Origin of the sequence: Micromonospora sp. NBRC 110038 (genome assembly GCF_020884815.1) — a bacterium.
GTDB lineage: Bacteria > Actinomycetota > Actinomycetes > Mycobacteriales > Micromonosporaceae > Micromonospora > Micromonospora haikouensis.
In genome coordinates this window covers 191,083-216,407 of record NZ_BBOL01000005.1, presented here as the reverse complement: position 1 = coordinate 216,407, position 25,325 = coordinate 191,083, and the positions used below count along the sequence as shown (strand labels likewise).

Annotated in this window: 26 protein-coding genes, 1 tRNA gene and 1 riboswitch; of the genes, 15 read left to right on the top strand and 12 right to left on the bottom strand. The window is 73.1% G+C overall.

Features of this window, described 5'->3' with window-relative positions; translation table 11 throughout:
- Positions 1-27 precede the first annotated feature (27 nt).
- From LPU61_RS19335 to LPU61_RS19320, 4 genes are read right to left on the bottom strand one after another with little or no spacing between them, the layout of a single operon-like run.
- On the bottom strand, positions 28-678 hold the full coding sequence (locus tag LPU61_RS19335; RefSeq protein WP_043961079.1) for an aminodeoxychorismate/anthranilate synthase component II: 651 nt from the start codon (positions 676-678) through the stop codon (positions 28-30).
- A gap of 2 nt (positions 679-680) precedes the next feature.
- Entirely contained in the window at positions 681-959 is a 279-nt protein-coding gene (locus tag LPU61_RS19330; RefSeq protein ID WP_043961080.1) for a hypothetical protein, read from the bottom strand.
- Between the two features lie 2 nt (positions 960-961).
- Positions 962-2,797 carry a class E sortase gene (locus LPU61_RS19325; protein ID WP_374199695.1) on the bottom strand — a complete coding sequence of 612 codons (1,836 nt, stop codon included), beginning with the start codon at positions 2,795-2,797 and terminating at the stop codon, positions 962-964.
- The gene (locus LPU61_RS19320; RefSeq protein ID WP_229405679.1) at positions 2,794-3,600 is read right to left on the bottom strand and encodes a DUF881 domain-containing protein; all 807 of its coding nucleotides are present in this window, start codon (positions 3,598-3,600) and stop codon (positions 2,794-2,796) included. The genes LPU61_RS19325 and LPU61_RS19320 overlap by 4 nt, the downstream gene beginning before the upstream one ends.
- Positions 3,601-3,829: 229 nt before the next feature.
- On the opposite strand from LPU61_RS19320, the gene LPU61_RS19315 reads away from it, so the two are divergent.
- The 6 genes from LPU61_RS19315 (at position 3,830) to LPU61_RS19290 (ending at position 11,651) form a co-directional block, all read left to right on the top strand.
- Complete coding sequence (locus tag LPU61_RS19315; protein ID WP_043961083.1) at positions 3,830-4,093, top strand: cell division protein CrgA; 264 nt, start codon at positions 3,830-3,832, stop codon at positions 4,091-4,093.
- A 322-nt stretch (positions 4,094-4,415) separates the two neighbouring features.
- Positions 4,416-6,611 (top strand): (Fe-S)-binding protein, encoded by a 2,196-nt coding sequence (locus tag LPU61_RS19310; protein ID WP_229405678.1) that lies wholly within the window; start codon positions 4,416-4,418, stop codon positions 6,609-6,611.
- A 104-nt stretch (positions 6,612-6,715) separates the two neighbouring features.
- Positions 6,716-8,026 (top strand): hemolysin family protein, encoded by a 1,311-nt coding sequence (locus LPU61_RS19305; protein WP_043963668.1) that lies wholly within the window; start codon positions 6,716-6,718, stop codon positions 8,024-8,026.
- Positions 8,019-9,020, top strand: a complete 1,002-nt coding sequence (locus LPU61_RS19300) for a hemolysin family protein (RefSeq protein WP_043961086.1) — start codon at positions 8,019-8,021, stop codon at positions 9,018-9,020. Before LPU61_RS19305 ends, LPU61_RS19300 begins: the two co-directional genes overlap by 8 nt.
- Before the next feature lie 209 nt (positions 9,021-9,229).
- Positions 9,230-10,246 (top strand): NlpC/P60 family protein, encoded by a 1,017-nt coding sequence (locus tag LPU61_RS19295; protein WP_082106123.1) that lies wholly within the window; start codon positions 9,230-9,232, stop codon positions 10,244-10,246.
- 211 nt (positions 10,247-10,457) lie between these two features.
- Positions 10,458-10,598: riboswitch (cyclic di-AMP (ydaO/yuaA leader) on the top strand.
- Positions 10,599-10,610: 12 nt separating this feature from the next.
- Entirely contained in the window at positions 10,611-11,651 is a 1,041-nt protein-coding gene (locus LPU61_RS19290) for an NlpC/P60 family protein (RefSeq protein ID WP_229405677.1), read from the top strand.
- Between the two features lie 74 nt (positions 11,652-11,725).
- Here LPU61_RS19290 and dcd read toward each other — a convergent pair whose 3' ends face one another.
- Positions 11,726-12,304, bottom strand: a complete 579-nt coding sequence (dcd, locus tag LPU61_RS19285; RefSeq protein WP_043961089.1) for a dCTP deaminase — start codon at positions 12,302-12,304, stop codon at positions 11,726-11,728.
- Between the two features lie 126 nt (positions 12,305-12,430).
- On the opposite strand from dcd, the gene LPU61_RS19280 reads away from it, so the two are divergent.
- Complete coding sequence (locus LPU61_RS19280) at positions 12,431-13,036, top strand: pyridoxamine 5'-phosphate oxidase family protein (RefSeq protein ID WP_043961090.1); 606 nt, start codon at positions 12,431-12,433, stop codon at positions 13,034-13,036.
- A gap of 72 nt (positions 13,037-13,108) precedes the next feature.
- Here the strand turns inward: LPU61_RS19280 and LPU61_RS19275 are convergent, their stop codons facing one another.
- Entirely contained in the window at positions 13,109-14,092 is a 984-nt protein-coding gene (locus LPU61_RS19275; RefSeq protein WP_229405676.1) for a zinc metalloprotease, read from the bottom strand.
- Positions 14,093-14,335: 243 nt separating this feature from the next.
- Between LPU61_RS19275 and LPU61_RS19270 the strand changes: the two genes are divergently transcribed.
- Positions 14,336-14,409 (top strand) — tRNA-Gly (locus tag LPU61_RS19270).
- Between the two features lie 137 nt (positions 14,410-14,546).
- Here the strand turns inward: LPU61_RS19270 and LPU61_RS19265 are convergent.
- Together LPU61_RS19265 and LPU61_RS19260 are read right to left on the bottom strand one after the other, a co-directional pair.
- Complete coding sequence (locus LPU61_RS19265; protein WP_229405675.1) at positions 14,547-15,191, bottom strand: SAM-dependent methyltransferase; 645 nt, start codon at positions 15,189-15,191, stop codon at positions 14,547-14,549.
- A 76-nt stretch (positions 15,192-15,267) separates the two neighbouring features.
- Complete coding sequence (locus LPU61_RS19260; protein ID WP_043961106.1) at positions 15,268-15,627, bottom strand: DoxX family protein; 360 nt, start codon at positions 15,625-15,627, stop codon at positions 15,268-15,270.
- Between the two features lie 139 nt (positions 15,628-15,766).
- Here LPU61_RS19260 and LPU61_RS19255 point away from each other — a divergent pair, with 139 nt between their 5' ends.
- Positions 15,767-16,678, top strand: coding sequence for an LLM class flavin-dependent oxidoreductase (locus LPU61_RS19255; RefSeq protein ID WP_229405674.1), 912 nt, complete (start codon positions 15,767-15,769; stop codon positions 16,676-16,678).
- A gap of 54 nt (positions 16,679-16,732) precedes the next feature.
- On the opposite strand, the gene LPU61_RS19250 is transcribed toward LPU61_RS19255, so the two are convergent.
- Entirely contained in the window at positions 16,733-17,134 is a 402-nt protein-coding gene (locus LPU61_RS19250) for an ASCH domain-containing protein (RefSeq protein ID WP_043961108.1), read from the bottom strand.
- Between the two features lie 145 nt (positions 17,135-17,279).
- On the opposite strand from LPU61_RS19250, the gene LPU61_RS19245 reads away from it, so the two are divergent.
- Positions 17,280-17,813: an alpha/beta hydrolase gene (locus LPU61_RS19245; protein WP_043961109.1), complete on the top strand. Its 534-nt coding sequence runs from the start codon at positions 17,280-17,282 to the stop codon at positions 17,811-17,813.
- A gap of 48 nt (positions 17,814-17,861) precedes the next feature.
- Here LPU61_RS19245 and LPU61_RS19240 read toward each other — a convergent pair whose 3' ends face one another.
- Positions 17,862-18,914 (bottom strand): questin oxidase family protein, encoded by a 1,053-nt coding sequence (locus LPU61_RS19240; RefSeq protein WP_043961110.1) that lies wholly within the window; start codon positions 18,912-18,914, stop codon positions 17,862-17,864.
- A gap of 34 nt (positions 18,915-18,948) precedes the next feature.
- Entirely contained in the window at positions 18,949-19,509 is a 561-nt protein-coding gene (locus LPU61_RS19235) for a phosphoribosyltransferase family protein (protein WP_043963677.1), read from the bottom strand.
- A gap of 230 nt (positions 19,510-19,739) precedes the next feature.
- Here LPU61_RS19235 and LPU61_RS19230 point away from each other — a divergent pair, with 230 nt between their 5' ends.
- From LPU61_RS19230 to LPU61_RS19215, 4 genes are all read left to right on the top strand, one after another.
- Entirely contained in the window at positions 19,740-20,396 is a 657-nt protein-coding gene (locus LPU61_RS19230; protein WP_043961112.1) for a septal ring lytic transglycosylase RlpA family protein, read from the top strand.
- A 121-nt stretch (positions 20,397-20,517) separates the two neighbouring features.
- Positions 20,518-21,645, top strand: a complete 1,128-nt coding sequence (locus LPU61_RS19225) for a PP2C family protein-serine/threonine phosphatase (RefSeq protein ID WP_043961113.1) — start codon at positions 20,518-20,520, stop codon at positions 21,643-21,645.
- Between the two features lie 236 nt (positions 21,646-21,881).
- Positions 21,882-23,738 carry an acyl-CoA dehydrogenase gene (locus LPU61_RS19220; RefSeq protein WP_229405673.1) on the top strand — a complete coding sequence of 619 codons (1,857 nt, stop codon included), beginning with the start codon at positions 21,882-21,884 and terminating at the stop codon, positions 23,736-23,738.
- 216 nt (positions 23,739-23,954) lie between these two features.
- Positions 23,955-24,224, top strand: a complete 270-nt coding sequence (locus LPU61_RS19215; RefSeq protein ID WP_229405672.1) for a DUF6458 family protein — start codon at positions 23,955-23,957, stop codon at positions 24,222-24,224.
- Between the two features lie 134 nt (positions 24,225-24,358).
- Here the strand turns inward: LPU61_RS19215 and LPU61_RS19210 are convergent, their stop codons facing one another.
- The gene (locus LPU61_RS19210; protein ID WP_229405671.1) at positions 24,359-24,889 is read right to left on the bottom strand and encodes a histidine phosphatase family protein; all 531 of its coding nucleotides are present in this window, start codon (positions 24,887-24,889) and stop codon (positions 24,359-24,361) included.
- A 116-nt stretch (positions 24,890-25,005) separates the two neighbouring features.
- On the opposite strand from LPU61_RS19210, the gene LPU61_RS19205 reads away from it, so the two are divergent.
- The gene (locus tag LPU61_RS19205) at positions 25,006-25,293 is read left to right on the top strand and encodes a DUF6458 family protein (protein WP_043961117.1); all 288 of its coding nucleotides are present in this window, start codon (positions 25,006-25,008) and stop codon (positions 25,291-25,293) included.
- The last annotated feature ends 32 nt before the right edge of the window (positions 25,294-25,325 follow it).

Here is a 25,325-nt window from a genome sequence, read left to right as displayed (position 1 = left end):
CGCTCAGCGCGGGGAACCGGGAGCCGGTCAGGCGGCGGCGAAGGCGGCGCGGCGGCGCGCGTCCACCTCGGCGGCCAGCGCCGGGGCGCGCTCCAGCGCCTCCGGGTGGCCGCAGGCGGCGAGCCAGTTCGCCAGCATCAGGTGACCGCCCTCGGTCAGCACCGACTCCGGGTGGAACTGGACGCCCTCGATCGGCAGGGTGCGGTGCCGCATCGCCATCACCACCCCCGAGCCCGTCCAGCCGGTGACCTCCAGCTCCTCGGGCAGGGTCTCGGGCAGCACGGCGAGCGAGTGGTAGCGGGTCGCGGTGAACGGGTCCGGCAGGCCGGCGAGCACCCCGACGCCGTGGTGGCTGACTTCGGAGGTCTTGCCGTGCAGCAGCTCGGGGGCGCGGGCCACGGTGGCACCGAACGCCTCGCCGATGGCCTGGTGACCCAGGCAGACGCCGAAGATCGGCAGTTCGCCCGCGTACCGGCGGATGACGTCGAGGCAGATGCCGGCGCGGTCGGGGCTGCCCGGCCCCGGGGAGAGCAGGACGCCGGCCGCGCCGACCCGCCCCACCTCCTCGACGTCGATCTCGTCGTTGCGCCGCACCTCGCAGTCCACCCCGAGCTGGCCGAGATACTGCACGAGGTTGAAGACGAACGAGTCGTAGTTGTCGATCACCAGGACGCGCATCGTCACCTGCTCGGAGAGGGGGGCGGGGTGTTGTTCTGCTCGGTGTCGTACGGCAGGTCGTGCTCGTCGCCGGCCGGCGGGGCGTTGCCGTCCACGCCTGAGCCGCCGCCCGGCACCCCGGAGTCCTGGGTGACCTGCACGTCGTCGAAGGGGAGCAGCGGCTCCGCCCACGGGAAGACCACGTACCAGAGCAGGGCCACCGTGGCGGTGGCCAGCAGCAGTGAGCCGATCAGCTTGCCGGGCACGCCGAGCGGCAGCTTGCGCCAGATCCAGGCGTACATCGTCAGCCCCCCAGCTCCGCCGGTTGACCCGCCGACTTGGGCTGCGTACGGGTCAGCTCGGCGTGCACGATCAGGCGCTGGTAGTTGTCGAACTTCGGGTTGCAGGTGGTCAGCGTGAGCACCTTCTTCGTCGGCTTCGCGTCCGGCTGCATCGGCACCGGAGCGACGACCTCGACCTGGTTGGGCTTGACGATGCGCGACTTGTAGACCTGGTAGACGTACCACTCGGTCTTGCCCTCGACGACGATCGCGTCGCCGGGGTTCAGCTCGTCCAGCCGCCAGAAGGTCGCCCGGTTGCGGTGGCCGGCGACGGAGAAGTTGCCCACCTGGCCGGGCATCGCGCTGTCCGGGTAGTGGCCCGGGGCGTACCGGATGTCCTGCTGGGTGACCCCCTCGACCACGACCCAGTTCTTGTCGAGCTTCGGGATGTAGAGCCCGGCGATGGGCTTGCCGTGCGCCGGCGGCTTCGGCTTCGCCGACGCGCTCGCGCTGGGAGCGACGGTCGGGTCGCCGGTGGGACCCCACGCCTGGGCGAGCTGGTTGCTGAGGTCGTTCTGGTGGGCGTCGACGATGGCCGACTTGCCCCACACCTCGTAGCCGGCGAAGAGGAGCACCACCAGGCCGAAGGTGATCAGCAGCTCGCCGGTGAACCGGACCCCGGTGCGCAACCGGCTCCAGAACGTCGGGCGGGTCAGGTCGGAGTAGACGCTCTTGTAGCCCTCGTCGGTCTGCTCGGCCCGGAGCTGGACCACCCGCTCGCCGCGACGCGGCCGGGGCGGCTCGGCCGGCTCCCCGTCGGTGGCGGCCTCGTCGCCGTTGTCGGGCAGGCGCGGCACCGCGCCCATCAGCGCGGTCGCGTCGGGGGCCGGAGGCCGAGGGGGCACCGCCGGGATGACGGCGGTGGCCGCTGGGTCGACGGGGTGACCAGGGCTGCCGCCCGGCGGAACCGGACGCCCCGCCCCCGGGGACACCGGAGCGGGCGGCACCGGGCCGGGGCGGCGGTCCGCAGGGGGACGGTTGACCGCGTCGGGCGGCGCGGTGCCCGGGAAGCCGGACCCACGGGAGAAAGGTGCCCCGGAGCGGTCGGCGGCGCGCGCCTCGATCGGGGGGAGGAAGGCCGTGGGACCGTCGGTGTCGTTCGCCGGGCGGTGACCCGGCCCGAACCCGGCGTCGCCGTCGACGGGCCGCCGCTCGTACGGTGCCCGCCCGGGCTCGGCGCCGTTGCCCGAGGGACGTCCGTACGGCGTCTGGTCGGGCTCGGCCGCCGGCCGGCGGGCCGGGACGTCCACGGGCGGCCGCGCGGCCGGGGCCTGCGGGGGCGTGTCCAGCGGGGGGTGGGCCGGGGGCTGCGGGGGCGCGCCCAGCGGAGGGCGGGCCGGGGCCGGTGGCCCGGATGCGGGCCGCTGCGGGGTGCCGGCGAACCAGTCGGTGCCGCGCCCGGGGTCCGGGGCCGGTGCGGGCCGCTGCTGGGCGCGGGGCCCGGCCAGGGGCGGGGCCGCCTCCGCGGGTGCCCGGCCGGGCGTCGCCGGCCGCTGGGCGTGGGGCACCGCCGGGCGGGGCGTCAGCACGGGCGTGGGCCAGGGACCGGTCGGGCCGGGCCGCTCCGGGCGGGACGGGTCCGGCGGAGCGGCGGCCACCGCGTCGGCGGCAGCCGGGCCAGGTGCGGTCGGGCCAGAACCCGTCGGGCCAGGATTAGCCGGGCCAGGGGCGGTCGGGTGGGGGGACGCCGGCCCAGGGGTGGCCGGTTCGGCGCGGTCGAGTCTGGGGAGGAAGGCCGTGTCCTCCTCCTGCCGGCCCCGGTGCCGGCCGTCCCAGCCGTCGTCGGGCCTCCGGGTCACCGGGGCACCGTCGCCGAGCGTAGGGCTGTCGAGTCCTCGAACGCCGGCACCGTGACCGTCGAGACGGTCTCCCGGTAGCCCAGCTGGAAGTCGTTGACCGCGCCCTTGAACATCTGCACTCCCTCAGACGCGGCGAGGGCCTGCCGGAGCACAGCGGGGTCGCCGATTGCAACGATCTTGAATGGAGGGGAGTACACCCGCCCATGGAGCAGCAGGGTGTTACCTACGCAGCGTACCGCGCTGGTGGCGAGGACGCGGACGTTCATGATTGACATCGCCTCCGCGCCGCCGGCCCAGAGCGCGTTCACCACGGCCTGCACGTCCTGCTGGTGGACGACCAGGTCGTCGTTGGTGGCACCGTCGGGCAGCTCCTGGTCCGCGCGCCGTACGGCGTCGTTCAGCTCGACCGTGACGCCCGTCCCGGTGAGCGCGGTGAACCCGGCGTCCTGCCGGCTGGCGGCGGCGCGGTCCCGCTGCTCCCTGATCGGGCCGTCGGAATCGGCCAGGGTCGCCGTCTCCTCCTCGACCTCGGCCCGGAGCTGGGCGGCCCGGCGCTCGCTCGCGGCGACCTGCACCCGGCGGTCCTCGATGAGCTGGGTGAGCTGGGGCCGGCGGTCCTCGCGCAGCGCGGTGCCACCGGCGGTCGTCGCGGTGGTGGTGAACAGCAGCCCGGCCGCGGCGGCGATCAGCGGCACGCCGATCGACCAGCCCGGACGCCGCTGCCGGGGACGCCGGGGCAGGAGGCCGACGACCGCCCGGCGGAGAACCTTCTGCCAGGAGGCCGCGCCGGACGTGTACTCCACCGAGCGCTCCTTCCGCGTCGTCTCGTGTCGGCCCGCGACGACGCGGGCCGGTGCGGCGACCCGAACAGTCCCGCCTTTTTCGGTCACTCCGTGCATCGGCCTGACCCCATTCATGGCTTGAACGGGTCATCCGGACTACGCTAGCTGTCGAACATTATTGGCCATGGACCGTCGCCCCCGCGCCCGGTTGTCAGGCCGGACGAGGTCGTCACCCCCTCTGGAGAGCGTCGTGCCCAAGTCTCAGGTCCGCAAGAAGAAGGTGTACACCCCGCCGACGGACGTGCGTCCGACGGCGACGGCGGCGACGCGCAAGCCTAGCCCGGTCTGGCTGCCGGTCACGGCGGTCGCCCTGATCGTCGCTGGCATCGGCTGGCTGGTGGTCTACTACCTCTCCGAGCAGGAATACCCGGTCATGTCGTGGGGTTACTGGAACCTCGCGGTGGGCTTCGGCGCGATGGTCGCCTCCCTGGTCCTGCTCTCCCGCTGGCGCTGACCCGGCGGGCCCGGCCGTCACCGGCCGGGCTGGAGCCTGACCCCCGGCCTGCTTCCGGCACGATCCACGCCACCCCGCCGGGCCCCTGCCCGGCGTTTCGGCGGCGGGCACCCTATGGTGTCCGCAGGGCGGCGCGGCTCAGCTGCGAGATGACTCACGTTACTGTCGGGTAACTCTCGCGTAGGCTGCACTGCATGACCGAGCGGAGCGAGGTCATCGACCGGTCCGGTCAGGGTGCGACGAAGGCGCTGCGCCGGTCGCGCCCCTGACCCGGCCCGGCCGCCGAGCCGCTCGACAGGCAGCAGACCGGGAGGCCAACTCGATGGGCAGCGTCCAGATCGTCACCACGATCCTCGCGGCCGCCATCACCGCCGTGGCGGTGTGGCTTGCGGTACGCGCGGTCATGAAGATCGTGGCAGTCGTCCGGTTGGGCCAGCCCGCCCCGGAGCGGTTCGCCGACCGGGGCACCCGCACGAAGACGATGCTGGCCGAGACCGCCGGCCACACCAGGATGCTCCGCTGGAGCGTGGTCGGCGCCGCGCACTGGTTCGTCATGGTCGGCTTCATCGTGCTGTCGCTGCTGGTCCTGGAGGCATACTTCGAGGTCGTCTCCCCGACCGGCGGCCTGCCGCTGATCGGCGGCCTGGCGGTCTACGGCCTGGTCACCGAGCTGATCGCGGTGCTCGGCACGGTCGGCATCGGAGTGCTGATCGCGATCCGGATCCGCAACCGGCCCTCCCGGCCGGGAGGGCGCTCCCGGTTCACCGGCTCGACCATGTGGCAGGGCTACTTCGTCGAGGCCGTGGTCCTCGCCGTGCTGATCATGGGTTTCGTGATCCGGGGCTTCAAGGTGGCCACCGACCACTTCGAGTACCCGCTGTGGGCCACCCCGGTCAGCCACGCCGTCGGCGCGCTGCTGCCCGACTGGTCGGCCGGCGTCAGCATCGCCGCCCTCATCAAGATCGCCATCTCGATGACCTGGCTGATCGTCATCGCGCTCAACGTCACGATGGGCGTCGCCTGGCACCGGTTCCTCGCCTTCTTCAACATCTTCTTCAAGCGCGACCCGGGCCGGGCCGGCTCCGGCCTCGGCGCGCTGCGGCCCATGATGAGCCAGGGCAAGCCCCTCGACTTCGAGGAGGCCGACCCGGAGTCCGACCAGTTCGGCGTCGCCCAGGTCGAGCAGTTCACCTGGAAGGGCCTGCTCGACTTCAGCACCTGCACCGAATGCGGGCGGTGCCAGTCGCAGTGCCCGGCCTGGAACACCGGCAAGCCACTGTCGCCGAAGCTGCTCGTGCTCAGCCTGCGCGACCACGCGTACGCCAAGGCCCCGTACCTGCTGGCCGGCGGCGGCAAGGATCTCACCGGCGAGGAGAAGGCCACCGCCGCCCAGCTCGCCCACGTGGACGTGCTGGCGCTCGCCGAGGCCGAGAAGCCGCTGATCGGCGGCGCCGAGGACGGCGGCATCATCGACCCGGACGTGCTCTGGTCCTGCACCACCTGCGGCGCGTGCGTCGAGCAGTGCCCCGTCGACATCGAGCACGTCGACCACATCGTCGACATGCGTCGCTACCAGGTGCTGATCGAGTCGAGCTTCCCGTCCGAGGCCGGCGTCATGCTGCGCAACCTGGAGAACAAGGGCAACCCTTGGGGCGCCCCGCAGAACACCCGCGAGGACTGGACCAAGGGGCTCGGCTTCGAGGTGCCGCGCGTCGGCGAGGTCGACGACTTCGAGTACCTCTTCTGGGTCGGCTGCGCCGGCGCGTTCGAGGACCGGGCCAAGAAGACCACCCGGGCGGTCGCGACCCTGCTCAACGAGGCCGGCGTCTCCTTCGCCATCCTCGGTGAGGGCGAGACCTGCACCGGCGACCCGGCCCGCCGGATCGGCAACGAGTTCGTCTTCCAGATGCTCGCCCAGCAGAACGTCGAGACGCTGAACGAGGCGTTCGACGGCCGGGAGAAGAGCAAGCGCAAGATCGTCGCGACCTGCCCGCACTGCTTCAACACCCTCGGCAACGAGTACGGGCAGCTCGGCGGCGAGTTCGAGGTGGTGCACCACACCCAGCTCCTGGCCCACCTGGTCAGCGCCGGCAAGCTCACCCCGGTGCAGCCGGTCGACGGCGGCGTCACCTACCACGACCCCTGCTACCTGGGTCGGCACAACCGGGTCTTCGCCGCCCCGCGCGAGGTGCTCGGCGACTCCGTCCAGGGCGAGATCACCGAGATGCCGCGCAACAGCGAGCGTTCCTTCTGCTGCGGCGCCGGCGGTGCCCGGATGTGGATGGAGGAGAAGATCGGCAAGCGGATCAACGTGGACCGGGTCGAGGAGGCCATGTCCACCGGGGCGAGGACCATCGCGGTCGGCTGCCCGTTCTGCTCGACGATGCTCAACGACGGGGTCAACGGCAAGGGGGCCGGCGAGCAGGTCGAGGTGGTCGACGTCGCCAGCGTGCTGCTCCGCTCGATCAAGCCGGCCGACGCCGCCGGCGAGAAGGAGACCGCCACCTCCGGCAGCTGACCCGACGAGGCCGGTGCCGCGCGTAGTGATGTGCGGCCCGGCCCGTCGTGGAACAATCCTGCCGAGGTGAACCGATCATCGACAGTCTTCTGGTTGCCACGGTGTTGCCCCTGGTCGGCTTCGTGCTGCTGACCGCGGGCAACGCGTTCTTCGTAGCGGCCGAGTTCGCCCTGGTCACGGTGGACCGGCCGGAGATCGACCGACGGGCCGCGGCCGGTGACGGCGCGGCCAGGACGGTCCGCCGCGCGCTGCACGAGCTGTCCTTCCAGCTCTCCGGGGCCCAGCTCGGCATCACCATCACCGCCCTGCTCACCGGATACCTGGCCGAGCCGGCGCTGGCCCGGCTGTTCGCCCCGGCGCTGCACCCGCTGGGGCCGGCGGCCGACCGGTTCACCCCGTTCCTCGCCCTGGCCCTGGCGACCCTGCTGTCCATGCTCTTCGGCGAGCTGGTGCCGAAGAACCTGGCGCTGGCCCGGCCGATGCCCGCCGCGCTGGCCACCGCCCGGGGGATGCGCGGCTTCTCCCGGACGTTCGGGTGGCTGATCCGGGGGCTGAACAACTCGGCGAACACGCTGGTCCGCCGGCTCGGGGTGGAACCGCAGGAGGAGCTGGCCAGCGCCCGGTCCCCCGAGGAACTGGGCCTGCTGGCCGCGATCTCGGCCCGCGCCGGCGCGCTCCCGCCGGACACCGCGATGCTGCTGCGGCGCACCATCCGGTTCGGCGACAAGCGGGCGGCCGAGGCCATGACCCCCCGGGTGGACGTGATCGCGCTGCGCGCCACGGCGAGCGTCGCCGAGCTGCTGACCCTCGCCCAGCACACCGGGCGGACCAGGTTCCCCGTCTTCGAGGAGACCCTCGACCTGGTCACCGGCGTCGCGGCGGTGCCGGACGCGCTGGGCGTACCGCTGGCGAACCGGGCCAGGACGACCGTCGCGTCGGTCGCCCGCGAGCCCGTGTACGTGCCGGAGAGCCTCGACCTCGACGGCGTCCTGGCCGCCCTCAAGGCTGCCAACGCGGACCTGGCCATCGTCGTCGACGAGTACGGCGGCACCGACGGCGTGGTGACCGTGGAGGACCTGGTGGAGGAGCTGGTCGGGGAGATCGCCGACGAGTTCGACCCGGACGCGGTCGACGACGTCGGGCCGGTCGAGCTGACCGTGCCGGGTGGCGAGCGGACCGTCCTGGTCGACGGGGTGCTCCGCGAGGACGAGCTGGTCGAGCAGACCGGCTTCCGGCTGCCCGAGGGCCCCTACGAGACGCTCGGCGGCTTCCTGATGGCCCGGCTCGGGCACATCCCGGTGGCCGGCGAGACGGTCGAGGAGGGCGGATACGAGTTCACCGTGGTCGAGGTGGAGCGGCACCGGATCGAACAGGTGCGGGTCCTGCGCCCGGAGGAGCCCGGGGACGATGCCTGAACTGCTGGTAACCGTGCTGCTGCTGCTCGGCAACGCGTTCTTCGTCGGCAGCGAGTTCGCGCTGATCGCCTCCCGGCGGACGGTGATCGAACCGCTGGCGGCCGGCTCGAAGCGGGCCCGCTGGGCGCTGTCGGCGATGAACCAGATCCCGCTGATGATCGCCGGGGCGCAGCTCGGCATCACCATCTGCTCGCTGGGCCTCGGCGCGATCGCCGAACCGGCGCTGGCCCACCTGATCGAGCCGCTGTTCCACGCGCTGGGCCTGCCCGACGGTGCCGTGCACCCGTTGGCGTTCCTGATCGCCCTCGGCGTGGTGGTCTTCCTGCACACCGTGGTCGGCGAGATGGTGCCGAAGAACATCACCCTGGCCGGGCCGGAGCCGTCGGCGCTCTGGCTGGGGCCGGCGATGCTGGCGTTCTGCACGGCGACCAAGCCGCTGCTGCTGGCCATGAAGTGGGCGTCGCGGCAGGTGCTGCGGATCTGGCGGGTCGAGGCGACGGACGCGGTCAAGACGGTGTTCACCGCCGAGGAGCTGGCCGGACTCGTGTCGCAGGCCCGGACAGAGGGCCTGCTCGACGCCGAGGAGCACGCCCGGATCACCGGGGCGCTCGCGCTGCACACCCGCACGGCGGCGGACGCCTTGCAACCCTGGTCGACGGTGACCACAGTGGCCGAGGACGTGTCTCCGGCCTCGCTGGAGGTGCTGGCCACCCGCACCGGCCGGTCCCGCTTCCCGGTGGTGCAGCGCGCCACCCGCCGGGTGCTCGGCTTCGTGCACGTCAAGGACGTCCTCGGGTACGCGGGTGCGGAGCGCCGCGCCCCCGTGCCGGCCGGGGTCTACCACCCGCTGGCCGTGGTGCCGCCGGACCGTACGCTGGCCGACCTGCTGCTGTCGATGCGCCGCGAGCGGCGGCACATGGTGCTGGTGAGCGACGGCCGCCGCCCGCTCGGCGTGGTGACCCTCGACGACGTGCTGACGGCCATCGTCGGCTGACGGACCGGCCGCCACGGTGCCCGTCTTCTCCGTCGTCGCCGCGCGGCCCACACCCGTTGTGCAGGAAGGGTTTGCGGGGCGTCACGGTGTGCCGACCCGCCTTGATTCCTCGCGCGGGACTCCCCTAATGTGAGGCGCTGACCGCTGTGGGTCGTCTGCCTCGATCTTCCCTCTCGCGAGGCGCCCGGCGGTCGGTTGCGAAGGAGTCGGTGCCGGTGGCAACCATGCCCCCTCATCGTCATGCCCCGGAACGGTCAACCGCTCGCCCGGGTGGTGCCCGCCGTTTCGCACGCCGCCTGCTCACCCTGGTCGCGGCGGTCGCCGTCGGCGCCGGGACACTGACCGCGCCCGCGTACGCCGAGCCGTCGGTGGACGAGATCGAGGCGCAGATCGACAAGCAGTGGGAGCAGCTTGAGCCCACCATCGAGCAGTACAACAAGGTCCGCGCCCAGCTCAAGGTGAACCGCGAGAAGGCGGCGGAGGTGCAGAAGAAGATCGAGCCGCTGGCGCTCGAGACAGAGCTGGCGATGAACCGCGTCGGCGACCTCGCCTCCCGCTACTACATCTCCGGCCCGTCGCAGGACATCGGCGCGCTGCTGGTCAGCACCAAGCCGGGCACCCTCGCCGAGCAGTTGACCATCCTGGACCGGCTGGCCGCGCAGGAGCGCAAGCAGGTCGAGGGCGTGCTCGCCGTCCGGGCGAAGTACGACACCGAGAAGCAGAAGCTCGACACGCTCATCGCCTCTCAGGAGAAGCAGACCAAGGAACTGGCGGCGAAGAAGACCAAGATCAACGGTGAGATCAAGCGGCTCCAGGCGTCGATGCCGAAGACCGTGGTGTCCACCGAGGGCTGCCCGACGGTCACCGGCGTGGTCAGTGCGGCCGCCCGCACCGCCATCAAGACCGCCTGCGCCCAGGTCGGCGACCCGTACGTCTGGGGTGCCACCGGCCCGAACTCGTTCGACTGCTCCGGCCTGACCCAGTTCGCCTACAAGGCGGCCGGGATCCACCTGACCCACTTCACCGGCGCCCAGTGGAACGAGGGCCGTGCCATCCCGCGTTCCGAGGCCCGCCCTGGTGACCTGGTGTTCTTCTTCAGCGACCTGCACCACGTCGGCCTCTACATCGGCAACGACAAGATGGTGCACGCGCCCCGCGCCGGCAAGCCGGTCAACGTGAGCAGCATCAACACCATGCCGGTGGCCGGCTTCCGCCGACCCGGCTGACCCGGCCCGGCCCCCGCGAAGGCTGCGCCGCGCAGCACCGCCCGAAGGCCCCCGGTCTGGTGAGACCGGGGGCCTTCGCCGTGCGCGGACATCGACGTCGGCCACGGGCATGTACGGTGTGTCACGGCCGGTCGGGTTGCGGATCGACGGCGATCGTCTCTACTCTGGCCAATTGTCGGCCGGTAGCTGCACCGCCCAGCCGGGCGGTGACGGTGCGACACCGCCGAGTCGCCTACGAGCGAGCCGGGGACCCAGGTACGCCGGGGTGAATCCGCAGCGGCGCTGCGGTAGGGCGCTCTCCCTTCCCGCCCGAACCCGTCAGCTAACCCGGTAGGCGGTAGAGGAAGAAGGAGAACGGAGCCCGGTGGCACTCCATGCCCCGCGGCGCCCGTCACGCCGGTCGGCCGACGCCGACCGGATGCCGGCTGCGCCGCGTACCCGCTGGTCACGCTGCACCACCCTCCTCGCCGCCCTGGTCGGCGTCGCCGTCGTCCTGACCGGCGCACCGACCGTGGCCCACGCCGACCCCTCGGTCGCCGAGATCGAGCGGCAGATCGACGAGGACTGGAACAAGCTCGAACCGATCATCGAGCGGCACAACGCCACCCGCCAGGACCTGGCCGCCAAGCGCAAGCAGGCCGACGCGCTCGCCGCGCGGATCGGGCCGCTCCAGCGCCAGGTGGACGAGGCGTTGAAGAAGGTCGGGGGCCTCGCCGCCGAGGCGTACAAGGGCGACAACCTCTCGGTGGTCAACGCCCTGCTGGGCAGCCGCACGCCGAGCCAGATGATGGGGCAGCTGGAGCTGCTCGACCGGTTCGCCCAGCGCCAGCAGCACGACGTCCAGGCGGTCGTCGACCTCCGCGACGAGCTGGCCGCGAAGAAGCAGCCCCTCGACGAGATGGTCGCCCAGCTCACCCGCACCGAGGCCCAGCTCGCCGCGAAGAAGAAGCAGATCAACGCCGAGATCGACCGCCTGCAGAAGCTGCGGCTGAAGGTGTACGGCAACGGAGGCGGCGGCCCGCTGAAGCCCGCCCCCTGCCCGGCGTCCTACCCGGGTGGCGGCGCGGGGACGGCGGTGAAGTTCGCCTGCGCCCAGATCGGCAAGCCCTACGTCTGGGGTGCCGAGGGCCCGAACTCGTACGACTGCTCGGGGCTGATGCTGGCCGCCTGGGCGAAGGCCGGCGTCTCGCTGCCGCACAACGCGGCCCAGCAGCGGTCGGTGACCGCCAAGGTCAGCCGCGCCGACCTGCGCCCCGGCGACCTGGTCTTCTACTACTCCGACCTGCACCACGTCGGCATGTACGTGGGCGGGGGCTGGGTGGTGCACGCCTCCCGGGCCGGCGTCCCGGTGAAGATGAAGCGTGTCGACGACGGCCCGATCCACAGCTTCGGCCGCCCCGCCTGAGCTGCAAGAAGGGGCCCCTCCTCACACCCCTCGGGCGGCGGACGGCGCATCGTGCCGCAGGGAGGAGCGGGGCGTCAGCGGGGCGGCCAGGTGCGCCAGTTCTGCCAGGAGCGGCTCGGGGTCGGGCCGCGCTGGCCCTGGTAGCGCGAGCCGTAGACCGCCGAGCCGTACGGGTGCTCGGCCGGCGACGACAGCCGGAAGATGCACAGCTGGCCGATCTTCATGCCCGGCCACAGCGTGATCGGCAGGTTCGCCACGTTGGACAGCTCCAGCGTGACGTGGCCGGTGAAGCCCGGGTCGATGAAGCCGGCCGTGGAGTGGGTGAGCAACCCCAGCCGGCCCAGGCTCGACTTGCCCTCCAGCCGGCCGGCGAGCTGGTCGCCGAGCGAGATCACCTCCAGCGTGGAGGCGAGCACGAACTCGCCGGGGTGCAGCACGAACGGCTCGCCGTCGGGCACCTCGATCATGGAGGTCAGGTCGTCCTGCTGCACCGACGGGTCGATGTGCGTGTAGAGGTGGTTGTTGAAGACCCGGAAGAGCTTGTCGAGGCGTACGTCGATGCTCGACGGCTGCACCAGGGTCGGCTCGAACGGCTCCAGCGCGAGCGTGCCGGCCTTCAGCTCGGCGACGAGGTCGCGGTCGGAGAGCAGCATCGCAACACCATAGCGAGGTGGGTGGGCGGGACCGGTCAGCGGGGCTGCTCAGCGGGCCTGCGAATCGGGTGCCCGACCCGCGCGTCGCGCTTCGCGTGTCGTACAGGTGTTCGATAGAATGCCGGCATGGCTTCCTGGTCCGAATTCGCCGCTGACGAGCCACGACTCGCCGACGGGATCCGTCATCTCATGCAGCAGTACGGGCCGGGCTTCGGCTACCTGGCCACCGTCCGCGCCGACGGCGGGCCCCGGGTGCACCCGGTGTCCCCGGTGATCACCGACGAGGGGCTCTTCTGCTTCGTCGTCGACTCGCCGAAGCGGCGCGACCTCGAACGCGACGGCCGCTACGCGCTGCACTCCTTCCCGCCGGAGGACAGCGACGACGAGGCGTACGTGGCCGGGCACGCCAGGCCGGTGACCGACCAGGCCCGGGTGGCCCGGCTCGCCGAGATCGGGCGGGCCGCGCCGCAGGTGGACTGGCGGCTCTTCGAGTTCACCGTCGACGTGGCGATGCTGGCCCGGCGCGGCGACGCCGGCACCGTGCGCCCGGGTGAGGCGACCGGCCGGCCGGCGGTGCAGGTCTGGCTCGACCCCGGGGCCGCCGGTGCCGCGACCACCACTACCACTGCCACCACCGACGCCGCGAGCACCGCCCCGGGCGGGGGCGCGGTGGGCGTACCGGATCGGCGGTCGGCCCTCGACGGGCGCGGCGCCCATCGCGCGGCGGCCTGACCCCCCACAGACGCCGGTGCCGGCCCGTCGGGAGACGGAGCCGGCACCGGGACGATCAGCGGCAGTGGTGCGTCAGGCCGCGCGGTACGCGTTCCACGCGGTCAGCATGCGGGCCGCCTGGCCGGCGGTGAACTGGTACATGCAGGAGTCGTAGGTGTAGTCCATGAAGTTGGTGATCGGGTCCAGGCCGGTCGCGGTGCAGGTGTCCCGCCCGGTCGGGCACTGGTACGCCGGCGACGCCTCCGCCGGGGTGTCGCTCACGCTGTCGCCCGAGCCGGAGCAGCCGCCCTGGAAGGTGTGGTAGAGGTTCAGCCAGTGGCCGACCTCGTGGGTGCCGGTGTCACCCTGGTTGTAGTTGGTGGCGGTGCCGCCCGGCAGCGACTCGGTCAGCACGACGACGCCGTCCATGCTGTCCAGGCGGCGCTTCGGGAAGGTGGCCCAGCCGAGCAGGTCGTCGCTCAGCTCGCCGAGGTAGATGTTCAGCGTGTTCTTGCCGCCCTCGCGCAGCGACGTCTTCATCGAGCGCTCGGCCGAGGAGCCCTGCACGATCGGGAACCACGCCGGGTTGGTGACCCGGTTGATCTTCTGGAGCTGGAAGCTGAAGGCGGTGGCCGCGCCGCCGGTGGCGCCGCTGTAGGCCTGGTTCAACACGCTGATCTGCGAGTTGATCATCGAGTCCGGGATGTTGCCGCCGGCGCGGGTGCTGTCCTCCTGGATGACGTGCACGACGACCGGGATGGTCACGGTGGCGAGCGCGGCGGCGCCGGCGCCGGCCCGGAAGTTGGCCCGATCGCGCAGGGCTGCGGCGAGGTCGGCCTCCCGCTCGCGGGTCTCCTTGGCGGTCAGTTCGTTCGGCTCGTGCTTGGCGTGCGCGCCGGCCTTGACCCGGGCGTCCGAGTGGACGTCGGCCGGCTCGGCGCACGCCTCGGTCGGGGCGGCGGAGAAGGCCGAAGCGGCCGGGACGACACCCACGGCGGCGGTGCTGAGCAGGAGCGCGAGGGTCGTCGACGCGACGCCGGCGGTACGCCGGGTCAGCAGGTTGGGACGGAGTCCCATGGGCCCACCTCTTTCTGGCGGCGCGGCAGGGGGTGTGTCGCGCCGTGGCTTGAACGTGCGGGAGACGTTACAACCGATCGAGAGATTTGAGAATGGGCATATGTTGCGGCGATGAAAATCCCGCGTACCGACGATGGCCTGCGGATCTTGGTCGGCCGGGTGTCGGCGTGATCGAGATGATGGGGCGCGCGAGGGGGTGCCTGGGTGCACGCGTCAGCGGTGTCGGGTACAGTGGGTCCGCCTGCGGGTGTAGTTCAATGGCAGAACATCAGCTTCCCAAGCTGACAGTGCGGGTTCGATTCCCGTCACCCGCTCCACGCACGAAGGCCCTGGTCAGGACGCAAGTCCCGAGCCGGGGCCTTCGGCCTTTCGAGGCGGCAACATCGACTTCATGTCGGCGACATGGCGGCATCCGAGCCACTGTGACACCGCTGTGTCGCCGACATGGAGTCGATCATGGTTGACGGACGAACGTGAAGAGCGCTCCGGAGGTGTCCAGCGGTCGGGGCGTGCCCGTGAACCGGTGCACGCCGACCGAGAAGAGCACCCCGTCCGGCGCGTGGAACGACCGCTCGGCGAAGCCGGCGTCCCGCAGCCAGCCGCGTAGCGCCGGGGTCAGGTCGGGGGCGCGCCGGGTCCGCGTCCAGATCACCGTGGCACCGGCCGCGCACAGTTGCGGCAGGGCGGCCACGGTCCGGCGTACGTCATGGTCGTCGACGTTGCCGAAGACGCCCGCCATCAGCACGAGGTCGGCCGGCACCGCCTGCGCGTACGACGAGAGCCGGCCCGCGTCCGCCCGCCGGATGTCGACGTTCGCGAGGCCGGCCCGGGCGGCGGCTGCCCGGGCGGCGGCGACGTTGCCCGGGTCGTACTCCAGCAGCGTGGCGCGGACGCGAGCCGCGTCGGCCCGGCCAGCCAGCGCACCGACCAGGTCGTGTCCCTGGCCCGCACAGGCGCTGACGACCGCCAGCGGCTCGTCGGGGCGCTCGTCCAGCCACGCGGTGATCGCCCCGCGCACCAGCCGCAGCCGGCGGGACAGCGGGGAGTCCTCGTCGGCGTAGGGCTGGTGCCACGCCTGCCAGTCGGTCCCGGTCGTCATGGCGTCGAGCCTGCCAGCCCCGGCCCTGCCAGCCCCGGCTCTGTCGGCCTACAGGCGCTCGCCGGGCCCGGAGGCGTCAGAGCCGGCCGACGGCGACGAACACGCAGGTGGCGAGGATCGTCAGGTTGACCAGCACGGCGACGGGCTCGCGCAGCCGCAGGTGGATGCCCGTCGCGCCGACCATGACGACGCCGAGGCCGGCGGCGGCGAGCGGCGTGAGCCACGTCGCGATGCCGGTCAACCCGGGCAGGAGCAGCCCGACGGCCGCGAGGACCTCCAGCGCGGCCACGGTGCGCAGCAGCGGCATGGGTACGATCCGGGCGCTCGTCTGCCCGCCCGCGAGTAGCCTCTCCCGGGACCAGGTGCCCTTGGCCAGCCCGGAGAAGGCGAAGATCAGTGCGAGGACCGCCTGCGCGGCCCAGAGTGCGACGTTCACGGCGACTCCCGATGGTCGTGGGTGGTGAACGAACTGGACACTTCGCACGACGGGATGCGCGGACGATTGGTGACCGACCGTGCGGCGGGTGCTGCCTCGGCGGGGCGTGCCCGGCCGGTCAGGACGTACGCTGGCGCTCATGCGGATTGGCATCGTGATCCTTCCGGACCAGCGCTGGTCGCAGTCGCAGCGCCGCTGGCGGCAGGCGGAGGAGTGGGGCTTCGACCACGCCTGGACGTACGACCACCTGGGCTGGCGGGACCTGGTCGACGGGCCCTGGTTCGACTCGATGACCACGCTGACCGCCGCCGCCACGGTGACCTCCCGGATCAGGCTGGGCACCCTCGTCGCCTCGCCCAACTTCCGGCACCCGGCGGCCTTCGCCCGGCAGATCACCGCCCTCGACGACGTCTCCGGCGGCCGGTTCCTGCTCGGCGTCGGCGCGGGCGGCATCGGCTTCGACTCGGCCGTGCTGGGCGGGGAGACGCTGCCGCCCCGCCAGCGCGTCGACCGGCTCGCCGAGTTCGTCGAGCTGCTCGACCTGATCCTGCGCGAGGACGGCACCACCTGGCGCGGCGACTGGTTCGCCGCCGTGGACGCCCGCAACAACCCGGGCTGCGTGCAGACGCCCCGGGTGCCGTTCGTGATGGCCGCCAACGGCCCCCGCTCGATGCGGCTGGTGGCCCGGTTCGGGCAGGGCTGGGTCACCACCGGCACGGGCGGCGACGACGTGGAGCAGTGGTGGGGGACGGTCGCCGACCTCACCACCCGGATGGACCGGGCGCTGGCCGAGGCCGGCCGCGACCCGGCCACTCTGGACCGCTACCTGTCGCTCGACTCCGCCCCCGCGTTCTCGCTGCGCAGCGCGGACTTCTTCGCCGAGCAGGTCGGGCGGGCCGCCGCCCTCGGCTTCACCGACGTGGTGACGCACTGGCCCCGGGCCAGCAGCTGGTACGCCGGGGACGAGGCCGTCCTGGTGGACGCGGCCACCCGCCTCCTGCCGGAGCTGCGCCGCCTGACGCCGGCTCCCCGCCCACCCGCCGCCGGGTGAGGGGTGTGAGAAGGGGACGCTTCTCGACCGTATGCGTTAGCAGGGGGCCCTTCCTCACCCCCGCGCCGAGACGAGCCGGAACCGCACGCAGACGATCTGGCTGTCGTCGGTGACGGGGGTGCCGACCCGCGCCCAGTAGGCGGCATGCCCGGCCCGCCACTCCTCGATCGACCGGTCGCCCTCCCCTTCGGAGCGGGCGAAGTCCCACGGCACCTCGGCGAAGCGCACCACGTCCACGCCGGTCACCTCGACTACTCCGACGGGCGCGTCGTGGTCGTCCACGAGGGCGAGCCGCTCGCCGACGTGCTCCAGCTCCTCGCCCTCCTCGGCGTACTCGTCGGTCAGGCCGGCGGTCGCCGTCTTGGCCCCGGCCAGCACCAGGGAGTTGAGTCTCGCCCGCAGCTCGCCGGGGGTGCCGAGGGCGAGGCTGCGCAGTCCGTCGATCCGGGGCCACATCCCGCCGAGGCTACGCGGCCCGGCCGCGCCCCGCCGCCGGATTCCGGGCGGGCGCGGCACCACGTACCGGCTCGGAGCGGCGCTGCGCCGGAGCGTGCCGGGGGCGCTACGGTGACGGCGGATCGAGCTGGCGAGGAGGCGGACGATGGGGAAGCGCCGTGCGGTGCTCGTTCCGGGGCAGGGCTACGACACCCGGGGGCCACTGTTCGCGTACGCCGGTGAGGCGCTGCGCCGGATCGGCTTCGACATCGACGAGATCACCTGGCGGGCACCGGCGGACCTGGACCTGGACCGGGCGGCGTCCTGGGTGGTCGAGCAGGTCGCCCCGGCGCTGGCCGAGCCGGCGCACCTGCTGGTCGGCAAATCGCTGGGCAGTTTCGCCGCCCCGTTCGCCGCCGACCGAGGGGTCCCGGCGATCTGGCTCACCCCGCTGCTGCACCGGGCCGAGGTGACCGGGGCGCTGGCCCGCGCGACCGCGCCGTTCCTGCTGGTCGGCGGCACCGCCGACCCATCGTGGGACGGCGTGGCGGCCCGCCGGCTCAGCCCGCACGTGCTGGAGGTCGACGGGGCCGACCACTCGTTGCTGCTGCCCGGTCCGCTGGCCCGCTCTGCGGAGGTGCTGGGCATGGTCTGCACCGCCGCGGAGGAGTTCCTCGGCGGAGCGGGCTCGGGCGGCTGAGCCGCGCCGCTCGCGGCCGCGCCGCCCCGCTCAGATGGGTTGCCCCGCTCAGATGAGCTGCGCCGCGTAGCCGGCTGCGGCGAGCACCCGCTCGTCCCCCGTCGCCGCGTGGGCGTCGAGCACCGCGTCGGCGAGCTTCACCACGTGCTCGTCGCCGTGCCGGGCCGCGCGGGCGAAGACCTCCGCCGGGGTGCCGGGGGCGACGGCCGGCGGCGCGACGCCGGCCGGGGAGGCGTACACGGCGGTGACGGCCGCCGTCGCGGACCAGGCCGCGGCGAGGCTCGGCGCCCAGAGCCCGGGGTCCAGCTCCGGCAGCGTACGCAGCACCGCCGTCGGCGCGGTCACCGCGTGCACCAGCATGACGGGTTCCGCGTGCCCGTACCGGAGGTAGTCGAGGCTCGCCCGGTGCACCAGTTCGGCGAGCCCCCGCTCCGCCTCGGCCGGGGTCCGCGCGGGCCGCAGCGCCGCGAGCGACGACTCCCATTCGGGTACGTCCGGCAGCCGCCCCAGCCGCTCGCGGATGCCGCCGGTGCGGTCGGCGATGCGGGGCAGCCCGGCCAGCGCGGCGGCCACCCCGGCCTCCCCGCCCTGCCCGGCTTCCCCGGCGGGAGGCGCTGCCGGTAGCAGAGGCGCGCCCGGGACCGGCTGCCAGCGCGCGGCCCAGTAGGCGAGGGCCTGGCCGAGTTCGGTGCGCCGGTCCGGGCTGGTCTCGTCGGCCCGCAGCGCCCGCACGGCGTGCCCGACCCGGATGACGCCGTGGGTGGCCCCGGCGGCGATGCCCGGCAGCAGCCGGGGCCACCAGGTGCCGAGGATGTCCCGCCAGGGCCGTTCGCGCAGCTCCCGGTCGAAGTGGGCGAGCCAGTCGCCGGCGCGTTTCGGGTCCCCGAGGGCGGCCCGCCAGTCGTCGATCGGCCGGAGGCCGCGGGGCAGCTCGTCGAGCCGCCGCAGGTAGTCGTCCAGCCAGCGGTGCACCTCGGCGTCGTGCCCGTGCCGGGCCAGCGCCTCGACCGTCATCGGGCCGTGGTTGGAGAGCCAGCCCTCGAACTCCGGGCCGGTGCGGTGCAACCGTCGGTACGCCTCGTCCAGGATTCCGTCGTCCATGCCACCGATCGTGCGACTTGAACCTTGCTTGAGGTCAACCCTCGGGTGGGGTCAGCCGGCCACCCTCGACCAGGCCGTGTATCCGCAGCTCGGCGGCGAGCGCGGGCGGGCAGTCGAGCACCACGGCGGAGGTGCCGAGGACCTCGGCGCCCCGGGCGGCGCAGATCGCGTACAGGGCGTGCAGCTGGGCGCCGGTGGCCACCCAGTCGTCGACCACCAGCACCCGGTCGCCGGGGCCGAGGTGCCGGTCCCGGACGCCCAGGTCGACCCGGCGGCCCCGGAAGTCCGGGGGGCTCTGTGCCCAGGTCGTCGCACCGGCGGGCAGCCGCCCGTCCCCTGCCTTGTGCGCCGGCGCGAAGCCGACCCCGAGGGCGGTCGCGGCGAGCGGGCCGAGCAGCAGCCCGGTCACGGCGGGGGCGAGCACCACGGTCGGTCGGGCGTCCCGGAACGGCGCGGCCAGGGCCGGCCCGAGCCCCGCCAGCACCTCCGGGTCCCGCCACCACCCGGAGACGTCGCTGACCAGGTGGGTGCTCTGCGGGCCGGGGTCGATCCACCGGAACAGCTCGACGAGACGTTCGCTCAGCTCAGCGGGCATGCCGCCCATCCTGCGCCAGATCGACGCCCCGGTGGGGTCCGGCCCGCCCGGGGCCGAGCGGGCCACGTCGCCTCGGATGATCGGCCACACGTATACGAGCAAATACGAACATAGCGCCATGATCACGTTGACTTCGGAAGTGCTTCTCTCGTTACGGTCCGGGCCGGTTTGTTCTCCAGGACTTCGTCCTCAACAACGACTTCGTTCGCCACGACGAAAGGACCGGGCCCGTGGTTGGTAGGCACTCCCGTACCCGATTGTTCTCCTCGCCGGCCGGGATCGCGGCCACCGCGGCGGTCGGTGTCGCGCTCGCCGTCGGCGGCACCGTCGGCGCGGTGAGCCTGACCTCCGGCGAGGCGGCCCCGCAGCCGACCGTCGCCGACGTCCCGGTGACCGCCCCCACCACCGCGGCCGTGCCCTCGGCGTCGCCCAGCCCGAGCGCGAGCGTCCCGCCCAGCGCCAGCCCGTCGCCGACCGTCACGGCCAGCCCGAAGGCCACCCGGAGCCAGGCCGCCTCGCGGAGCAGGCCGCGCACCGCCGCGCCGAAGCCGGCCGCCACGAAGGCGGCCGCCACCAAGAAGCCCACCCCGACCAGCAACGTCGTCGACAGCGGCTCGTGCGGGGCGTCCTTCTACGACGAGGGGCAGCTCACCGCCAACGGGGAGAACTTCGACCCGAGCGCCATGACCGCCGCCCACAAGACCCTGCCGTTCGACACCATGGTCCGGGTGACGAACCCGGCCAACGGCAAGTCGGTCACGGTCCGGATCAACGACCGGGGCCCCTTCATCGACGGCCGCTGCCTCGACCTGTCGCGGGCCGCGTTCGCGGCCATCGCCTCCGTCGACGTCGGCGCACTGACCGTGAAGTACGAGATCCTGGGCTGACCCGATGACCTCGGGCGGGGGCGGTGCGACCGGGGCCGGACCGGCCGCCGCCCCGACCCGGCCGGGCAGAACATCCTCGGCCGACGGGCCAGGCTCATTCACCGGTTCACGTCCATCAGGCATGCTGTCCCTCGTACGCATGCATGCCTTCCAGTCGGGCCGTGGCCCGCTGAGCCCCGGATCCCGCGCCGGCCTCGGCGCGGCCCTCGTCCTGCTCGCGATCATCTCCGGCGTGGAGCTGGCGGACGGCCGCTGGGCGCACTACGTGGCGCTGATGGTCGCCGCCCCGTTCCTCGCCGCGGCGCTGGCCTCCTGGCGGGTGGTGCTCGGAGTGGGGGCCGCCGCGACCGCGATCGGGTCCGCCTTCGCCCTCGCCGAGCCGAGGACGTCGCTGGTCACCGCCGTCAACGTGGCCGGCATCGCGCTCGCCACCGGCATCGCGGCTGCGGTGGCCGCCGTGCGGCAGCGGCAGGCCGAGCAGATCGCCGAGCTGTCCAAGCTGGCGGCGGTGGCCCAGCAGGCGGTGCTGCGTCCGCTGGGCCCGCAGGTGGGGACCCTGGCCGTGGCGGGGCGCTACATCTCCTCGACCGCCACCGCCGAGATCGGCGGCGACCTGTACGAGGCGATCGACACCCCGTACGGCGTCCGCATGATCATCGGTGACGTGCGCGGCAAGGGGCTGGACGCCGTCCGGCTGGCCAGCATCGTGCTGGGCTCGTACCGGCACGTCGCGTACGAGCGGGCCGACCTGCGGGCGGTGGTCGCCGACCTGGACCGGGCGGTGGCCCGCAACGTCGGCGACGAGGACTTCGTCACCGCGGCCCTGGTCGAGGAGCGGGGCGGCACCCTCACCATCGTCAACTGCGGCCACCCGTCGCCGCTGCTGCTGCGCCGGGGCGCGGTGATCCCCCTCGAACCGCCCGCGCCCGCGCCGCCGCTGGGCTTCATGCCGGTCGTCCGGCCCCGCGTCGAGCGCCTGGAGCCGGGGGACCGGCTGCTGCTGTTCACCGACGGCCTCGGCGAGGCGCGCCGGGACGGCGAGTTCTTCCCGACGGCCGACCGCGCCTGGCGGCTGCTCGGTCACGGCACGGTCGGCGACGGGCTGGCCTCGCTGGAGACCGCCCTGGTCGAGTGGGTGCACGGCCGGCTCGACGACGACATCGCCCTGGTCCTGATGGAGTACGCCGGCCACAGCAGCGGGGTGACCGCCGCCGTGCCGAGCTGGGAGGTCGGCGCGGCCGAGGGCTGAGCCACCCGCCCGCTGCCCCCGCCCCGCCCCGCCGCCCCCGGCTCCCGGGCCCCGCCCCGCCGCCTCCCGGCCCCGCCCCGCCGCTCCCGGCCCGTCCTCGCACCCGGCCCCGACGGCCGAAGCGCGGGTGTGTAATCGCCGTCACTTCCACGTTGAGCTTGTCGCTGCCTACCCGCGAGTAATACAGTCGGGGTTACTGATCGGTAACACCTGTCCGGGAAGCGGGGCCAGCGAGCATGACCCACTACAAGAGCAACCTCCGGGACCTTGAGTTCAACCTGTTCGAGGTCTTCGGGGCGGACCGGGCGTTCGGCCAGGAGCCGTACTCGGATCTCGACGTCGACACCGCGCGCAGCTTCCTCGCCGAGGTGGACCGCCTCGCCCGCGAGGACCTCGCGGCAAGCTACTCGGACAGCGACCGCAACCCCCCGGTCTTCGACCCGGCCACGCACACCGCGCCGCTGCCGGAGCCGTTCAAGAAGTCTTACCGGGCGTTCATGGAGTCCGAGTTCTGGCGGCTCGACCTCCCGCCGGCGCTCGACGGCACCAACGCCCCGCGTGCCCTCTGGTGGTCCCTCGCCGAGCTGGTGCTCGGCGCGAACGCCCCCGTCTGGATGTACGCCTCCGGCCCGTCCTTCGCGCACGTGCTGCACGTCGAGGGCACCGAGCGGCAGAAGAAGTGGGCCAAGCTCTTCATCGACAAGCAGTGGGGCTCCACGATGGTGCTCACCGAGCCCGACGCGGGCTCGGACGTGGGCGCCGGCCGCACCCGGGCGATCCCGCAGCCGGACGGTTCGTGGCACATCGAGGGCGTGAAGCGCTTCATCACCTCCGGCGAGCACGACCTGAGCGACAACATCGTGCACTACGTGCTGGCCCGCCCGGTCGGCGTCGAGGGCGTCGGCGGTCCCGGCACCAAGGGCCTGTCGCTCTTCGTCGTGCCGAAGTTCCACTTCGACCCGGAGACCGGCGAGCTGGGCGAGCGCAACGGCGTCTACGCCACCAACGTCGAGCACAAGATGGGGATCAAGGTCTCCAACACCTGCGAGATGACCTTCGGCGAGCACGGCGTGCCGGCGAAGGGCTGGCTGCTCGGCGAGAAGCACGACGGCATCCGGCAGATGTTCATGATCATCGAGTACGCCCGGATGATGGTCGGCACCAAGGCCATCGCCACGCTCTCCACCGGCTACCTCAACGCCCTCGAGTACGCCAAGAACCGCGTCCAGGGCGCCGACCTCGTCCAGCAGGCCGACAAGACCGCGCCCCGGGTCACCATCACCCACCACCCGGACGTGCGTCGCTCGCTGATGCTCCAGAAGTCGTACGCCGAGGGCCTGCGCGCCCTGGTCTGCTACACGGCCTCCTGGCAGGACCAGGTCGCCATCGCCGAGGCGGCCGGCGACGAGCAGGCGACGAAGATCGCCAAGCGGGTCAACGACCTGCTGCTGCCGCTGGTCAAGGGCGTCGGCTCCGAGCGGGCGTACGAGATGCTGGGCCACGAGGCGCTGCAGACCTTCGGCGGCTCCGGCTTCCTCCAGGACTACCCGCTGGAGCAGTACGTCCGGGACGCCAAGATCGACACCCTGTACGAGGGCACCACCGCGATCCAGAGCCTCGACCTGATCTTCCGGAAGATCGTCCGGGACAACGGCAAGGCCCTCATGACGGTCGCCGGCGAGATCCAGGAGTTCATCACCTCCGAGGGCGGCAACGGCCAGCTCAAGCAGGAGCGGCAGGCGCTCGGCAAGGCGCTCGCCGAGGTCCAGACCATCCTCGGCGTGCTGACCGGCTGGCTGGGCGAGGCGCAGGGCGGCGACGCCCGGGCGCTCTACAAGGTGGGCCTCAGCAGCCGCCGGTTCCTGCTGGCGGTCGGCGACCTGGTCGTCGGCTGGCTGCTCCAGCGGCAGGCCGACGTCGCCCTGCGCGCCCTGGCCGGTGAGGTCTCCGCCGCCGACAAGGCGTTCTACACCGGCAAGGTGGCCGCCGCGAAGTTCTTCGCCCGCGAGGTGCTGCCCCGGCTCGGCGCCGACCGGCGGATCATCGAGAGCACCGACCTGGAGCTGATGGACCTCCCGGAGGAGGCATTCTGAGCCGCTGACGCACCACAGCGGCCCCCGGACGGCCGGCGAGTCCCCCAACTCGCCGGCCGTCGCCGTCCCACCCGGCTTCGGCGACCCGTGCCGAACGGTCCCGCGCGTCCCCTATCGCCGGTCGCATCCCGGGTACTTGCCCGGCCGGGCGGGTAACCGAGGCCCGGACGTCGTCAGTGAACGCCCAGAGCCACCGCACGTGGGGGTGCAGCGCACATGGGCATTGGTAGTGGAATCTTCCTCATCGCCATCGGCTCGATCCTGACCTTCGCCATCCGGGCGAACGTCTGGTGGGTGGACCTGCGCGCGGTCGGCTGGGTCTTCATCCTGGCCGGGTTGGCCGTGCTGCTCACCACGCTCTGGTTCTGGCAGGACCGGCGCAAGCGGGCGCGCACCCTGATCGTGGAGGAGAACAGGCTGTCGCATCCGACCGCCATGATGCCGCCTCCGCCCGACCCGCCGCCGCCCACGGCACCGCCCTCCTGAGGCCCGCCGGCTCGCCCGCCGGGCCGGCGCTCGCCTACCGGCCCGGCCGGCTCGGGCGCACCTCGGGCGCTCGCAGGTGTTGGCAGGGGTCCCCTGTACGACGGAATGCGTTGACAGGGGCCCTTCCTTGCGCCTCAGGCGCGGGCGGTGTGGCGGGCGACGATGTCGGCGCGGCGCAGCTCGGCCCAGGGAAGTCGGGTGCGGTGCACGACCAGGTCGGTGGTGCGCAGCCCCTCCTGGTCCGCGTGTTCCGGGTCGAGCAGCGCCGAGAGCAGCGAGATGCCCGGATTGTGGGCGACCAGCAGCACCGTCGTCGCCTCCGCCGGGGCCGACCGGACCAGCGCCAGCAGGTCCGCCGGGCGTGCCTCGTACGCGCCCGGCTCGTAGCGCACCTGCGGGGCGGGGCCGGCCGGCCCCGCCTCGTCGGCTGCGCCGGTCATGCCCAGCTGCACCCCGTGCCAAGTCTGCCGGGTGCGCCGGGCGGCCGAGCAGAGCACCACGTCGGGGAGCAGGCCGTGCCGGGCCAGCCAGGCACCGGCGGCGGCCGAGTCGGCGTGCCCCCGTGCGGTGAGCGGCCGCTGGACGTCCGGGCCGCTCCCCGGTGCCTCCGCCTTGGCGTGCCGCAGCAGCACCAACGTCCGTTCCGTCCCTCCGGCGTCCGTCATGGGCCCAGCTTGCCCGATTGACGATCGGAGCGCCTGGGTATGTCGATGGATGCCGCAACCTCATCCATGGCCGCGGCGGGTAGCAGCGCCAGCTGACAGCCAAGGAGGCGACGAACATGGGCATTGGTGCCAGCATCTTCCTCATCGCGCTGGGTGCGATCTTCGCGTTCGCCGTGCAGGCCGACCTGGGGTGGCTGAATCTCGGCGTCGTCGGCTGGGTGCTGATGCTCGCCGGCGTCGTCAGCCTGCTCACCACGCTCTACTTCTGGAACCGGGGCCGCCGCACGGTGGTCGCCACGCCGGTGCGCCAGAACCGCGTGGTCGCCGACCGGGTCGTGCCGGTGCAGGGTGAGCCCGTGGTCCAGGAGTACCGCGAGGTGCGCCGCCCGGGTCGTACGGTCTGACCGGTCCGGCCCGACGGCCGACGACCGCCCAG